Consider the following 14,393-nt stretch of genomic DNA (forward strand, 5'->3'; position numbering starts at 1 on the left):
GTGAAAAAAATGCAATTACCATTAAATAAATTTGCATCTCAACTTCAAGTGTCTGGAATTAGAGCGATATCTAACCGTATACCTGAAATTGATGATGTGATTAACTTAACAGTTGGTCAACCTGACTTTCCTGTACCAACAAGTGTTAAAGATGCAATGAAAGATGCAATTGATCATAACTTTACATCTTATTCTCATAATGCTGGTTTACCAGAATTGAGAAAAATCGTTGCACAATATTATAAAAATCGCTTCAATGCTTCATTTGAAACGGATGAAATCCTCATCACTAATGGTGCAAGCGAAGCGTTAGACACGACATTAAGAGGGATTCTTGAACATGGCGATGAAGTATTAATTCCTTCACCAGTATATGCTGGGTATGTCCCCCTTATCGAATTGTTAGGCGCTAAACCTATATACATAGATACTACCCAAACTGGCCTTAAAATAACACCTGAATTAGTTAAATCTCATATTACTGATAAGACGAAAGCTATCTTGCTGAATTATCCTAATAACCCTACTGGTATTACGCTGAATCAACAAGAAGTAGAAGCACTTGTTGATGTATTTAAAGACTACCCTATTTATATAGTCAGCGATGAGATTTATGCTGAGAATACATTTAATCAAACGCATACATCTTTCGCTTCATATGATGCAATCAAAGATCAATGTATTTTACTAGGTGGCTTGAGTAAGTCTCATTCAATGACTGGCCTTAGAATTGGCTTTTTATTAGGACCACAATATGTTATGAAACAATTAACATTTGTACATGCCTATAATTGTATTTGTGCAAATGTACCGAGCCAATATGCTGCAATTGAAGCATTAACAAATGCAATTAATTCACCTAAAGAAATGAATAAAGCGTACATAGAACGCAGAGATTATGTATACAAGCGATTAATTGAAATCGGCTTTAAATTAAATGAAAAACCTCAAGGTGCATTTTATATTTTTCCGCAAATATCACATTTCGGAATGGATGATTATGAATTCTGTATGAAAGCACTTGAAGATTACCACGTCGCGATTGTACCTGGTTCAGCTTTCACCCATATTGGCAAAGGCTATATTAGAATTTCATATGCTTACAATTTAAAAGCACTTGAAGAAGGACTGAATAGATTAGAAAGAATGATTCAAGAACTATTTTAAAGGGGCTGGAACACAATGAATTTATTATGGCAAACGTTTGAAGATAGAAGCGATTTACTTAAAAGCTTGGTCAGACATCAATCTATAACACATTCAGAAGGAGAAAAGACTTTTCCTTACTTTTTAAGAGATCAATACTTAAAGTTAGATTATTTTAAGCGTAATGCTGATCAAGTTATGCTGCAACCGACTGGGGATGGTCGTCATGCAGTTCTTGCATATTACAAAGCGCCACAATCTAAAAAAACGCTCGTTTGTATAAGTCATTTTGACACGGTCGGTATCGATGATTATAGCGAATATAAAGATGATGCTTTTGATATGGATAAAATTACAGAGAAATTTCGACAAGATATGAAATACTTAACGCCTGATGCTAAAAAAGATATCCAAACACAAAATTATTTATTCGGACGTGGTTCAATGGATATGAAACCAGGTCTTATGATACATATGTCTCTGATAGAAAAAGCAATCCAAGAATCATGGGATATTAACATAATCGTAGTTTCAGTACCTGATGAAGAAGTTGAGTCTAAAGGTATGCATGCTGCCGTTCAAAAGCTCAATCAAATTCGTAAAGAAGACCATTTAGATATAGCTTTACATTTAAACAGTGAACCTACTTTTTCACAAGCAGAAAATGACCCAAATCATTATGTTTATTCAGGTACAATAGGCAAAATCATGCCTTCAGTATTATGCTATGGTAAAGAAACACATGTTGGACAACCATTGAATGGTATTAGTTCGAACTATATACAAAGCTTTATTAATAGCAAAATGGAATACTGTACTTTGTTTAAAGAAACATATAAAGATGAAACGACACCGCTTCCTGTCTCTCTCATGAGTAGAGATATTAAAGATCATTATGACGTTCAAACACCATTTAGAACTGTTTCATTATATAATGTATTCTTATTTAACAGAAATGCAGAACAAGCTTTTAAAATTTTTAATGATGTTGTTAAAGATGCCATTCACAATTGTGAAAAAGCATATCAAGAAACATTAAAATCCGAGGGCTTTGATAAAAAGTTATCCATTAATATCTTAACTTTCAAAGAATTAAAAGCACTTGCAATAAAAGAGTATGGTGAAAGTAAAATTAATCAAATCATTGAACAAATTGTTCATGAAATTCCTGATGAAAGAGCACAATCAATAGAAATTACGGATCGATTTATGCATATGCTGAAAGGTTTAGGACCAAGTGTCGTGACATTCTTTGCACCACCTTATTATCCTGCTGCACACTCTTCTGAAGATCCATTTATTGATGAAATCGTCCAAACTGTTAGTGAAACATCTTTAAAACAGTTTGATAGAGTGTCAAAAAGACAATATTTCTTTAATGGTATTAGTGATCTGAGTTATGCCAAATATAGACAAGACGATTTAGGATTTGAAAGCTATATTGAGCAAACACCTGTCTTTAATCAATCATACTTTATACCATTTAAAGATATACAAGAAATAAGTGCACCTGTCATAAATATTGGACCTATCGGTAAAGATGCTCATCAAGTAACAGAACGTATCAACATGAAAAGTGCGTTTGAAGAAATACCTTCTATTATCGAGCAAGTTATAAGAAAACATTTATTATAAAAATAAGAGTTTGGGACAGAAATGTTCTAGACTCTTTTTCATATTTTCAGAAATATAGTGTTGAACATTGCAAGTGGGGCGTGACTAGCAATGTTGGAGGGCTGAATATTGCTAGTGGAGGGTGACTAGCAATGTTGGAGGTCTAAATATTGCAAGTGGAGGGTGACTAGCAATGTTGGAGGACCTTGTATTTATCAAGACTAGCCAAACAAGATAAATAGGCGCTCTGTATTTATCAAGACTGGCCAAACAAGATAAATAGGCGCTCTGTATTTATCAAGACTGGCCAAACAAGATAAATAGGCGCTCTGTATTTATCAAGACTGGCCAAACAAGATAAATAGAAGCTCTGTATTTATCAAGACTACCCAAACAAGATAAATAGGCGCCCTGTATTTATCAAGACTGACCAAACAAGATAAATAGGTGACTCCTATATTGCAAGACTACCCAAACAAGCAACATAAAACACTTCATATACAGATATTTTTTCCATAAAAAAGGCTGAGACATTATAAAATGTCTCAACCTCTTATTTTTTGTATCAATATTAAGGAAACTTAGGAAATTGATCGAAGTCTGGTTGACGTTTTTCTTTGAAAGCGTCTCTTCCTTCTTTTGCTTCGTCTGAAGTGTAATATAATAATGTTGCATCACCAGCAAATTGTTGTAAACCAGCTAATCCATCAGTGTCAGCGTTCATAGCAGCTTTTAAGAAACGTAATGCAGTTGGTGAATGTTGCATCATTTCTTTACACCATTGAACTGTTTCATCTTCTATTTTATCTAATGGTACAACTGTATTTACAAGACCCATATCAATCGCTTCTTGTGCATCGTATTGACGACATAAGAACCAAATTTCACGTGCTTTTTTATGTCCAACAATTCTTGCTAAATAGCCTGAACCATAACCAGCATCGAATGAACCTACTTTAGGTCCAGTTTGACCAAATCTTGCATTTTCAGCGGCAATTGTTAAGTCACATACGATATGTAGTACGTGTCCACCACCAATAGCATATCCTCTAACCATAGCTACTACTGGCTTAGGAATTACACGGATAAGACGTTGTAAATCTAATACATTTAATCTTGGAATTTGGTCATCGCCAACGTAACCACCATGTCCACGAACAGATTGGTCTCCACCTGAACAGAATGCTAAGTCGCCTTCACCAGTTAAGATGATAGAACCTACTCTTTCATCATCTCTAGCTCTAGAGAAAGCATCGATCATTTCTTGAACTGTTAAAGGTGTGAATGCATTACGTACTTCTGGACGGTTGATTGTAATTTTAGCAATACCTTCGAAAAATTCATATTTAATTTCTTTATATTCTTTTATAGTTTCCCATTGTCTTGACATAATTTGCCTCCTAAAATAAATTCTATTATTATTGTATCAAATTTTGAGGGTTGTTCCACATGAATTGTGTGCCCAGCATCATTAACAATATAAAATTTACTATTTTTTATACTTTCGTTCATTTGTTTACCTATTTGAATAAACTTTTCATCTTTTTGACCGACGATAATACAAGTTGGCACAGTCATTGTATTCAAATGATGCCAATTGGATGGTTGTGAACCTGTACCATAATCTTTTAGTGCTTTACTTAAGCCATTAGGATTTTGAGAAAGTCTCATTTGTTTAATACGTTCTCTTTCTTCAGTAGAAAGTATAGACTGACTATTAAATAATGGAAGTTTAGACCATTCCTCGACAAACTTAGGTAATCCAATTTCATGAATGCGCGCTGCTCTATTATGATCGACTTCAATTCTATTCTGTTTATCTGATGGATCTTTAAGTCCTGGACTAGCACTTTCTAAAATCAAGCCGTTTAATAACTCTGGGTATTGCACAGCAAAGCTTAACGCAACACGCCCACCCATTGAATATCCATGCAAATAGACCTTTTTAAGCTCTAAATAATCAATGACTTCTTTAATCTTAGAGACAATAAAATCCATTGACCATATTTCATCATAACTTGATTCATCATGTCCATGTCCAGGTAAATCAATGGTTATGACATTTAAGCCTTGGTTACTTAACGTACGCTCAACTAAATGAAATGATGTATGATCACTGATGAAGCCGTGTAATAAAATAATAGACTGTTTAAGTTCATCATACGACTTAACGTGGTGATTTAACATATTGGATACCTTTCATTTGTTCAAAAAGTTGTCTATGTGTTGCGGTATTTTCTTCTCTATTCGTTAGAATTTCGTATAAATAAGAACCGAATTGAGGTAATGTTTGTTTCTTATAATCAGAAACGCTTTCAAATTTTTCATAACCTAACTCATATAGATGTGCAACATGTTGGAAATCTAAATCTAGTGGCGTACCGAATAATTTCTCAAAATGTTCAGGTGCTTCTTCTTTTGGTGCTAAGTAATTGAAGATGCCCCCACCATTATTGTTTAAGCACACAATTGTAATATCTAAATCATGTAGTTTACTCATTATCAAGCCATTCATATCATGGAAGAATGAAACATCACCAATGATAAGTGTAACTTTTTTATATACAGACATACCAAGTGCAGTCGACACGACACCATCTATACCATTTGCACCTCTATTAGCAGCTATTTCAGCTTTTGAGTTTAAATTAAATGTATCGACATCTCTTATTGGCATACTATTACCAACAAATACAGTATCTTTAGAGGTCATTTTTTTCAATAAACTACCGACTGCAGCACCTTCATCTGTTTCTTCTTCGATATATTTTTCAATCAATGCACTTGCTTCTTTGTCCATAGTTAACCATTTTTCTAACCAATTCTTGTTTTGAGTTGGTGATACATCTTGAGCTTGTCTGAAGAAATCATTTGGACTTAGTTCCACTGAAATCGTTGGTACTTTAGGATAAGCATCAGGTGTATCATTATTTTGCACAAGAATTTGCGGACATTTAACTTCTTTTAACCAATTGTTTAAATGTTTCGAAACGACTGGTTGCCCCACTCTAATAATAAATTGTGGTTCAATACTTAAACCACCTTTGAATAATGCATCATAAGTAGAAATCACATTTGGATGATTTAATTTTCTTAAATTACTTAATGGATCAGCTAATATAGGAATATTATGAATCGCTGAATAAGTTAATATTTGAGATAAATCTTGACCTTGTGTATCTCCTACAATAACGACACCTCTTGGTTTTTCGATATATGTTTGTATACTCGTAAAATCAATCGATTTTTGATATTTTGTTTCTAATTTTCGTTTAGAAGACAAATATCTTCTTAATTTCACATTAGGAATTAATGGTTCTCTAAATGGAAAATTAAAATGTACAGGCCCTCTTTGTGGACCAACAAAATGTTTTTCAGCTTTAATCATATTCATATTAATTGCATTTAATGTACCCTCTGAGTCATCAGCTATAGGCATATCAAATTGAAACTTCGTAAAGTTTTGGAACATATTTACTTGATTGATTGCTTGAGGTGCACCAACATTACGTAATTCATGTGGTCTATCACTTGTTACAACAACAAGTGGTAATCGACTAATAAATGCTTCAGATACTGCTGGCATATAATTTGATGCAGCTGTTCCTGAGGTACAAATGATTGCGACAGGCTTTTGACTTGCTTTAATTATGCCAAGTGCAAAAAATGCTGCGCTTCTTTCATCTGGATGAACCCATGTTTTTAAATGTGGATGTCTTTCACAAGCTATTGCTAATGGTGTAGATCGTGATCCAGGACTAATAACAACATCATCGACACCATATTCATATAATTTAGAAACAAATGTAAATACTTGTTTAGTGAGACTTTCAGTATGTGTACTCAATTCTACATCACTCCTAGTGCTTTCAACATTGGTTTAAATTTTAAGTCTGTTTCTTCAAACTCAGATATTGCTTCAGAATCTTTTACAATACCACAACCTGAATACAATGTTGCAGTATGATTGTTCACTAACATAGATCGAATAGATACAACAAATTCACCATTGTTTTCTAGATCGATATAACCTAATGGTGCACCGTAAAATCCTCTTGTACCAAACTCTTCATGTTCTATAAATTTTATCGCTTCAACTTTAGGAAACCCTCCTAATGCTGGCGTTGGATGCAATTGATTAACAATTTCTAATACATTTTCAGATAGTAAATCTGCTTGTATTTTCGTATATAAATGATATAAATGCTTGTTAGTAAGTATGGTTGGCTTTTTATCGTATTCAATGTGTTTCGTAAATGATTGAATATCATGAATAATACTATCCACTACATAACGATGTTCAAATTGATTTTTAGAATCATTAAGAAGCTCATCTTTTAATTCATCATTCTTTGTTTCATCTTCTGTTCTTAAAATCGTACCAGCAATTGCATTTGTATATAGTTTACCATCTTCTATTTGGCACAGTTGTTCAGGCGTTTGTGAAATAAATTGGGATTTACCTGACTCAAATAGCAATAAATAGCTTGATTCATTTGAATCTAATGACCTTTGTAATGCATCTTCAACATTAACACGATCTTCAAATTCGATTTGTCTTCTTCTGGATAGTACGACTTTTTGTAGTGCTACAGATTGATTCATTTGTGAAACAACTTTAGTAACTAACGCTTTCCATTCTTCACTTTGAATATCTTTATTTTCCACTACTACAGGTTCACTCGATTCGATTTTTTTATTTTCTGTTTCTAAAATATTTATAACTTCGTGAATGTTGTCGATATCGAATTTGTTACTATGATCCGTATAAGTAAGATAATAATGACCATTTTCTTTTGTTACCAAATATTTCGGCAATACAAAATGACTCATCCCGTAATCTTTCCATTCATTCGTTAATGAATGCTCAGAAAATTGAAAGCCACCAAAGAATTTTAGATGGTGCTTTTCATCATGTAACTTAATCGTATTTAATTGTTCTTTAATATTTTGCCAGTATTCATATATATCATCATGTTCTAGATGCGAATACCTAGCTTCTAATAAATATCCAATTCCACACATTTCTAATTTAGAATCTTTAGATTTGTAATAAAAATGTTGTCCTGTATAATTGATTTCTTCCCTTAATAAATGGATTAAATCTGGTTGATATTGAAGCTCAATTTCAACTGAAATATAATTTTTATTTCCATCGATTTCAGAAATTATCTGTTGCTTCAAATCCGTCCTCAAGGCCATTTCACTTCCACTTCTTTCCGAAAAATATCTATCTACTTATTTTATCATTTTTTAAGTCAACATGCGTTAATATTGTACTTTAAATACAGAATATAAATTAAAATTTTACACAATTACAGTGATTGACCAATTGATAGCGAAAGCATATACTAATACTGTCAAAAATATAAATTTAAGAGGTAAATACATGTCACAAAATTTATCACAGCATTCAGGCTTGAAAAAATATTATCATTTGATGAGACCACATACCCTTACAGCATCATTTGTTCCTGTACTATTAGGTACCGCTTCATCAAAGATTTTTTTAACAGGTGCTGAAGCATCCATTAAAATTTCAGTCGTATTAGCAATGTTACTCGCAAGTATTTTAATACAAGCAGCAACTAATATGTTTAATGAATACTTTGATTATAAGCGTGGATTAGATGACCATACTTCTGTTGGTATCGGAGGGGCAATCGTAAGAAATGGTATGTCTCCTAAATCCGTTTATAATTTAGCGATAGCATTCTATGTTATAGCTGTCATATTAGGTATTTACATATGCATGCAAAGTACATGGCTATTAATACCAATAGGATTAGTTTGTATGGCAATCGGTTATTTCTATACAGGTGGACCAATCCCTATTTCATGGACGCCATTCGGTGAAATATTCGCTGGATTCTTCATGGGATTTGTAATTGTTATGATTTCATTCTATATACAAACAGGTACTTTAAGCTTTTATCCAGCATTATTAAGTATTCCAGTTTCTATTACAATTGGACTTATCAACTTAGCAAATAACATTAGAGACCGCGAAAAAGACAAACAAAGTGGTAGAAAGACTTACGCAATCTTAGTCGGTAAAAGACTTTCCATCATGACTATGGCAATTCTATATATTTTCGCATATGTCTTTGTTATTTACTTAGCATTATTTAAACCATACGGCTCTCTATTATGGTTGCTCGTCTTAATATCTGCACCATTCCCAATCAAAGCCGTACGTCGATTTAATAAAAATGACACACCACAAACAATGATGCCTGCAATGGCAGCAACAGGTAAAGCAAACACAATCTTCGGATTGTTATTAGCACTTGGTGTATATATTAGTGGTTTATTAGGTGGATTATAAAACATCATTAAAAAGAGGCTTGGACAATGTCCAGCCTCTTTTTTAATTTATATAAGTTAGTTTAAATATTCAAAAGCTGTTATACCATATATTTTCTTAAAGTTTTTATTTAAATGCGATAAGTCTACAAACCCACAGTTTGTAACAGCAGCATAAATATCTTTAGTCATTTCTAAATTTAATTTAGCTTGCTCTACCTTTCTATTCAAATAATATTGATAAGGTGTGAAGCCAGTATATTTTTTGAAATAGCGAATAAATTGATATTGAGTCATATTTAATTCTAGACTGATCATTTCTACATTTAATGTATCAAACAAGTGGCTTTCTATAATATTCTTCGCCATATTTATGAGCCTGTTATCTTTAGGAGCTACATTTATATCATTATTCAACAAAGCATCATTAACTTGTAATAATTGTTCTAATACATAAGCATCTTCTTGATTCGTTAAAATGGCATTAGAGAGATGGATAATTTTGTTTTTTAAATTTTGGTCATTTGATATAGGTTTATTGAAAATTATATTTTGCGGTATGTTATCATTTCCAAGAATATGTTCTCGCTCTAAATAAATCATTGTGTATTTAAGATCTTTCTTGTCAAAAGAACTACCATCATGAATTTGTTCCGGATTAAAGAACATAACATTATTTGGGTAAGACAAATATTCTGCACCATCTAAAGTATAGTGTTGAATACCATCTAATGTTACACCAAGTGCATATTCTTTATGCGCATGTTTTTTATATTTAAACTCGCTCATTTGAGCTAATAATGCTGTAACACCTATACGCTTTTTATACAAAAAATTATCCATATAACCCCTCCTTATCTATATCCAAATTAATAATGTCGCCATAACTAGTGCCATTGACATAACTACATTAAAAACTTTCAAATGTTGATCTATAAATCTTTTCAGAACCGTACCGAATAAGAGCCAAGACGCAAATGCTAAAAATCCAATAATCGTTATGATAGTTACATTAAGAAACACATCGTTAAAAGTAGAGTCTGCTTTTAAAACAAAGCTCGGTAAAACCGTTAAACAGAATAATACAACTTTAGGATTTAGAAATTGCATAACAAACCCAGATGTAAAGTTACCGTAATTTGTATCATTATGTGATTTTGACGCGTTTAAAATCTGATATGCCAAATATAACATATATATTGTTCCAATAATTTTCATCGTAAATATGATATTTGGCATAATGTTTACGAGTATTGTATTAAATATTGCAGATAATAACAAAATTAAAAAGAATGCTACAGTAGAACCGTACGTATACTGTAAAGCTTTTTTAGTACCGTAATTTTGAGTTGTCGTTAATATTACGATATTTGTAGGTCCAGGTGTGAAAGTAATCATAAAACAGTAAAATAAAAATGATAATGTACTCATCGAATCCCTCCAATATCTTTGTATTTTCTCAATAATGTCAAAATTGATATAGTACAAAATTGCATTCACACAAAAATAAGACCATGCCAATATTTGTTGGCATGGTCTTATTTTTTTAAGAACTCAAGTATATCTTGTTCAATTTGTTCTTTATCGTCACTTCTTGTCATTAAATGTGTTGCATTTTTATAGGCTTTTAATTCTTTATGTTCTGATGCTATATCATGATATATTTTCTCAGCACTATCTTGATAGAATGTTTGATCTAATTCTCCATACTTTATAGAGATAGGTATATTTACTGCGTCTAAATGATTCATAATATCCTCTATAAATGATGTAAAAAGACGTGCACCTTCATCATAATCATCAATGAGTGCAAGTTGACGTTTGCTTTCATCTTCATCTAAACCTTGGATCTGATTAATTCTTTCTCCATAATGATAAAGCCTTCTTTTAATATCATTATTTGTTCTATTATGAGGTGTTGACATTGCTATACATTTCTTCACATCAAATGTTTCGACAAGTTTTAAAGACATAAGCGCACCTAATGAAACACCGAGCACATGAATGGATTCATGTCCACTATCCTTTAAATAATGATAACTCTCTTGTACCTGCTCCCACCAATCATTTGTCGTATAGGCTAATAAACCTTCTAAACTTAATCCATGTCCTTTATAAGCTGGAATATAGCAAGTATATCCCGCTTCGTTTAGAAACTCTGCTAAAGCTTTTACATCTCTTACTGTACCTGTAAATGAATGCAATAATATAACTGCTTCATCTCCACCTTTTAAAAATACATTTTGAGATTCTTTCAATTTCAACAATCAAATCACTCCGATTTCAATTTCGATATCTCTATTATAACGCTTTTTCCATATAATAGTTTGTCGTTTCAAATCCCATTTTTTTATATAACTCATACGCAATTTGATTATGACCGAAAACATGGAGTCGAATACTTTTAATGTCATGTTCCTTGCAATACTCATCTAAAGCTTGCATCGTCATTTTACCTAAGCCTTTACCTCTTTCAGATTCGTCAATTTTAATATCATAAATAAAACTCTTTAATACATGGTCTTTCTCGAATACATGTAGCCATAAAATACCTATCTTATCCCCTTCATTAAAGATATTAAAAATTTTATGACCTTCCGTATGTAAACCATCAGGTAGAAGTTTCTTAAAATATGCTCTACCTCTCTCATCCGCTTCTTCAACGGACCAAGATCCACTTTTCACTTGTTCATCAGCAAATTCTTTCAAAGAAACCTCATAAAAATCATTAAAGTCCTGCATTTCCATTAATCTTAATTCAACAGTCATATAATCCCCTCCCATCTCTATATTTAGGTTCATTATACACTTCTATAAATTAGAAACAAAAATACAATTATTTGTTTAACCACTTAATAAACATAATCCCTAAAATTAAAATATTCACAGCAACGAGCGATTCAATCTTCTCTTTCTTCGTCGTTTTACGAATACTTATACTTGCTTTCAAATCAATCACACTCCGTCCATAATAAACTCAATAATCATTTCACTAGCATTATTTTGAACGTTTAATCATTCCTGCTATTATCAATACCGTTCCTACAATATTTGTAATAATATTAATAATTGTTAATAATCTTGACACCTTTTTCATATCAATCACACCTCTTAATCATTAATTTTTCACAATAGACAAATTCTACCAAATTATGTTATAATCCAATTGAAAAAGGCCAACGTGCTCCAACACGTTGGCCAATGAGCCCGTTATAAAGACGGTGACCATAAATTAAAGATTAAATAAATCATCTCTAACAGGTCTAAAGTTGTAAGAGATGGTTTATTTTTTATGATTTAATTTTACAATTGCAATAACTAAACCGATTAAGACAACGATAAAAGTACCGAAATCCATCATCAGTCTAATTGTATCTACAATTGGAATCATAAATGCCTTCTCCTTTCTAAAGATTTTGTTGATACTTTCATAAGCATCACCTCACTTTATACTAAGATCGGCCACCATCTATCCAACTTGCTCTGTTATATTATACCAAATTCCTAGTATTTGTTATATACATTTATAACCTTAATAGACAAATTATCCCAATTTGCGATATTATAGAAGTGAAAAGACAACGTGCTACTACACGTTGTCCAATAAGCCCGTTTAAAAGACGGTGGCTTTATTTAAATGATTTCAAAAATAACCATCTAAACATTCCAAAGTTAGAGATGGTTATTTTTTTACTTTTGTTCTTTATCAAAAATATCTTTCTTAATGATATATTCAAAAATAATTTTTATTATTACTACACCTATTGGTAATAATACATAGTGTGTATTATTGTCATGGTTGCCAATATGCTGATCATACATACTTAATATAAAATACATAACAAAACAATAAATAAGACATACTACAATTCCCGTTTTATTTATTTTTCTTTTCAACTTTCCTTCCCCTTTCTATAAAACGAAAATTAGCTCTTTTTATTTATTATAATTTTTGGTTGTAATTTGTAAATACATTTTACATAAATTGGATATAATAAAGTGTATGGATAAGATTAATTACATAGTGTAATATTATCTTATTGGAGGGGTTTATGATGACGAATACGATAGACGAAGTTATCGAATTAAGATCAAAGAAAGAATATATAAAAGCAAAAGAAAAAATGGAAGGTATATTAAGTAAAGATCCTAACAATGCATATTACAATTATCAAATGGCATGGTGTCTAGATAATTTAGGAATCGAACACGAGGCTATTAATTATTATCATAAAGCTATTAATAACAATTTAGACCTAATATATCTAAAAGATGCTTATATAGGTTTGGGAAGTACTTATAGAAGTATTGGCAAATACAAAGAAGCTGAGCAGATTTTAAATGAAGGATTAACAAAATTTGAAGACAGCCCTGTATTAAAAATATTCCTTGCTATTACAAATTATAATATGAATAAGAATCAGGAGTCTGTTTCACTATTAATTGATACATTGCTAACAAATGATGATAATGCTGAGATTTACGAATATAAAAACGCTTTGACATTTTACAACGAAAATCTAGATAAAATATTCAATTGATATAGAGAAAGTCACCCGTAATAATCCGACTACAAAATAGACAAATATTGCCAAATTGTGTTATAATTTATCTGAAAAAGGACAACGTGTTACTGCACGCTGTCCAATGAGCCCGTTATAAAGACGGTGACCGTATTTATAAATGATAGAATAAATCATCTCAAACTAGTCAAAAGTTGTAAGAGATGGTTTATTTTTTTGGTTCAATTTAACAATCGCGATCACTAAACCCAATAATAGTAGGATAAAACTACCGAAACTAAACATTAAGTTTAGCGCTTCGCTAATCGGAACCACTATAGCCTACTCCTTTCTAAAGATTTTGTTGATACTTTCATAAGCATCACCTCACTTTATACTAAGATTGGCCACCATCTATCCAACTTGCTCTGTTATATTATACTAAATTACCAGTATTTGTTAAATACATTTACGACCATAATAGACAAAATATTCTAAATTATGATATTATATAATTGAATGACAACGTTATATAACACGTTGTCCTATGAGCCATTTTAAAGACGGTGACTATATTAATTACTATAAAAATAGCCATTTAACATGCCAAAGATAGATAATGATATTTTTTAGTTTTATAACTAATTAATAATTCATAAAAATAAAGACCCTATCTTACTATGCAATATAAGTTAAGGTTATATTTTTTTACCCAGTTTTAGATTGCATTAAATTTTATTTTAAAAATATATAAAAGTATAAACCTATAAAGAATGTGTTAGTTTTATGTCAAATATATTTAACTTTCGACATAAATTACTTCAT

General features: G+C 31.4%; 15 protein-coding genes. 4 read left to right on the forward strand and 11 right to left on the reverse strand.

The genetic code is table 11. The annotated features are described in order from the left end of the window. Positions 1-9: 9 nt before the first annotated feature. Both LQ622_RS02805 and LQ622_RS02810 read left to right on the forward strand, forming a co-directional pair. Complete coding sequence (locus LQ622_RS02805) at positions 10-1,167, forward strand: aminotransferase class I/II-fold pyridoxal phosphate-dependent enzyme (RefSeq protein WP_239774690.1); 1,158 nt, start codon at positions 10-12, stop codon at positions 1,165-1,167. A 15-nt stretch (positions 1,168-1,182) separates the two neighbouring features. Further along, the gene (locus LQ622_RS02810; RefSeq protein WP_159315208.1) at positions 1,183-2,781 is read left to right on the forward strand and encodes a M20/M25/M40 family metallo-hydrolase; all 1,599 of its coding nucleotides are present in this window, start codon (positions 1,183-1,185) and stop codon (positions 2,779-2,781) included. Positions 2,782-3,331: 550 nt separating this feature from the next. On the opposite strand, the gene menB is transcribed toward LQ622_RS02810, so the two are convergent. From menB to LQ622_RS02830, 4 genes are read right to left on the reverse strand one after another with little or no spacing between them, the layout of a single operon-like run. Next, on the reverse strand, positions 3,332-4,153 hold the full coding sequence (gene menB, locus LQ622_RS02815) for a 1,4-dihydroxy-2-naphthoyl-CoA synthase (protein WP_025905467.1): 822 nt from the start codon (positions 4,151-4,153) through the stop codon (positions 3,332-3,334). Continuing rightward, positions 4,126-4,947 carry a 2-succinyl-6-hydroxy-2,4-cyclohexadiene-1-carboxylate synthase gene (gene menH / locus LQ622_RS02820; RefSeq protein ID WP_239774691.1) on the reverse strand — a complete coding sequence of 274 codons (822 nt, stop codon included), beginning with the start codon at positions 4,945-4,947 and terminating at the stop codon, positions 4,126-4,128. The genes menB and menH overlap by 28 nt, the downstream gene beginning before the upstream one ends. Further along, the gene (menD, locus tag LQ622_RS02825) at positions 4,928-6,607 is read right to left on the reverse strand and encodes a 2-succinyl-5-enolpyruvyl-6-hydroxy-3-cyclohexene-1-carboxylic-acid synthase (RefSeq protein ID WP_206167216.1); all 1,680 of its coding nucleotides are present in this window, start codon (positions 6,605-6,607) and stop codon (positions 4,928-4,930) included. Before menD ends, menH begins: the two co-directional genes overlap by 20 nt. A gap of 2 nt (positions 6,608-6,609) precedes the next feature. After that, positions 6,610-7,944 (reverse strand): isochorismate synthase, encoded by a 1,335-nt coding sequence (locus LQ622_RS02830; protein ID WP_239739650.1) that lies wholly within the window; start codon positions 7,942-7,944, stop codon positions 6,610-6,612. 205 nt (positions 7,945-8,149) lie between these two features. Here LQ622_RS02830 and LQ622_RS02835 point away from each other — a divergent pair, with 205 nt between their 5' ends. Continuing rightward, complete coding sequence (locus LQ622_RS02835) at positions 8,150-9,088, forward strand: 1,4-dihydroxy-2-naphthoate polyprenyltransferase (RefSeq protein WP_025905471.1); 939 nt, start codon at positions 8,150-8,152, stop codon at positions 9,086-9,088. A 56-nt stretch (positions 9,089-9,144) separates the two neighbouring features. On the opposite strand, the gene LQ622_RS02840 is transcribed toward LQ622_RS02835, so the two are convergent. The 6 genes from LQ622_RS02840 to LQ622_RS02865 all read right to left on the reverse strand — a co-directional run bounded on the left by LQ622_RS02840 (position 9,145) and on the right by LQ622_RS02865 (position 12,963). Continuing rightward, positions 9,145-9,909 (reverse strand): AraC family transcriptional regulator, encoded by a 765-nt coding sequence (locus tag LQ622_RS02840; RefSeq protein WP_239774692.1) that lies wholly within the window; start codon positions 9,907-9,909, stop codon positions 9,145-9,147. 15 nt (positions 9,910-9,924) lie between these two features. Further along, positions 9,925-10,497, reverse strand: a complete 573-nt coding sequence (locus LQ622_RS02845) for a LysE family translocator (protein ID WP_239774693.1) — start codon at positions 10,495-10,497, stop codon at positions 9,925-9,927. A gap of 107 nt (positions 10,498-10,604) precedes the next feature. Then, positions 10,605-11,333, reverse strand: a complete 729-nt coding sequence (locus LQ622_RS02850) for an alpha/beta hydrolase (protein ID WP_239774694.1) — start codon at positions 11,331-11,333, stop codon at positions 10,605-10,607. 34 nt (positions 11,334-11,367) lie between these two features. Beyond that, positions 11,368-11,835 carry a GNAT family N-acetyltransferase gene (locus LQ622_RS02855; protein WP_239774695.1) on the reverse strand — a complete coding sequence of 156 codons (468 nt, stop codon included), beginning with the start codon at positions 11,833-11,835 and terminating at the stop codon, positions 11,368-11,370. Positions 11,836-12,349: 514 nt separating this feature from the next. Then, a complete protein-coding gene (locus LQ622_RS02860; RefSeq protein WP_239774696.1) occupies positions 12,350-12,457 on the reverse strand; it encodes a putative holin-like toxin in 108 nt (35 codons plus the stop codon). A 299-nt stretch (positions 12,458-12,756) separates the two neighbouring features. Next, on the reverse strand, positions 12,757-12,963 hold the full coding sequence (locus tag LQ622_RS02865) for a hypothetical protein (RefSeq protein ID WP_204255049.1): 207 nt from the start codon (positions 12,961-12,963) through the stop codon (positions 12,757-12,759). A gap of 158 nt (positions 12,964-13,121) precedes the next feature. Here LQ622_RS02865 and LQ622_RS02870 point away from each other — a divergent pair, with 158 nt between their 5' ends. Further along, complete coding sequence (locus LQ622_RS02870) at positions 13,122-13,607, forward strand: tetratricopeptide repeat protein (protein ID WP_239774697.1); 486 nt, start codon at positions 13,122-13,124, stop codon at positions 13,605-13,607. A gap of 165 nt (positions 13,608-13,772) precedes the next feature. On the opposite strand, the gene LQ622_RS15145 is transcribed toward LQ622_RS02870, so the two are convergent. Beyond that, complete coding sequence (locus tag LQ622_RS15145) at positions 13,773-13,904, reverse strand: putative holin-like toxin (protein WP_345773277.1); 132 nt, start codon at positions 13,902-13,904, stop codon at positions 13,773-13,775. Positions 13,905-14,393: the final 489 nt, after the last annotated feature.

The sequence above is a fragment of the Mammaliicoccus sp. N-M50 genome (assembly GCF_022386995.1).
GTDB classification, from domain to species: Bacteria; Bacillota; Bacilli; order Staphylococcales; family Staphylococcaceae; genus Mammaliicoccus; species Mammaliicoccus sciuri_A.

Excerpts from the sequence above, each read along its gene's own strand:
- LQ622_RS02805 (WP_239774690.1), top strand. The coding sequence starts at position 10 with ATGCAATTACCATTAAATAAATTTGCATCTCAACTTCAAGTGTCTGGA.
- LQ622_RS02810 (WP_159315208.1), top strand. The coding sequence starts at position 1,183 with ATGAATTTATTATGGCAAACGTTTGAAGATAGAAGCGATTTACTTAAA.
- menH (WP_239774691.1), bottom strand. The coding sequence starts at position 4,947 with ATGTTAAATCACCACGTTAAGTCGTATGATGAACTTAAACAGTCTATT.
- LQ622_RS02835 (WP_025905471.1), top strand. The coding sequence starts at position 8,150 with ATGTCACAAAATTTATCACAGCATTCAGGCTTGAAAAAATATTATCAT.
- LQ622_RS02840 (WP_239774692.1), bottom strand. The coding sequence starts at position 9,909 with ATGGATAATTTTTTGTATAAAAAGCGTATAGGTGTTACAGCATTATTA.
- LQ622_RS02845 (WP_239774693.1), bottom strand. The coding sequence starts at position 10,497 with ATGAGTACATTATCATTTTTATTTTACTGTTTTATGATTACTTTCACA.
- LQ622_RS02855 (WP_239774695.1), bottom strand. The coding sequence starts at position 11,835 with ATGACTGTTGAATTAAGATTAATGGAAATGCAGGACTTTAATGATTTT.
- LQ622_RS02860 (WP_239774696.1), bottom strand. The coding sequence starts at position 12,457 with ATGATTCCAATTGTAGATACAATTAGACTGATGATGGATTTCGGTACT.
- LQ622_RS02870 (WP_239774697.1), top strand. The coding sequence starts at position 13,122 with ATGACGAATACGATAGACGAAGTTATCGAATTAAGATCAAAGAAAGAA.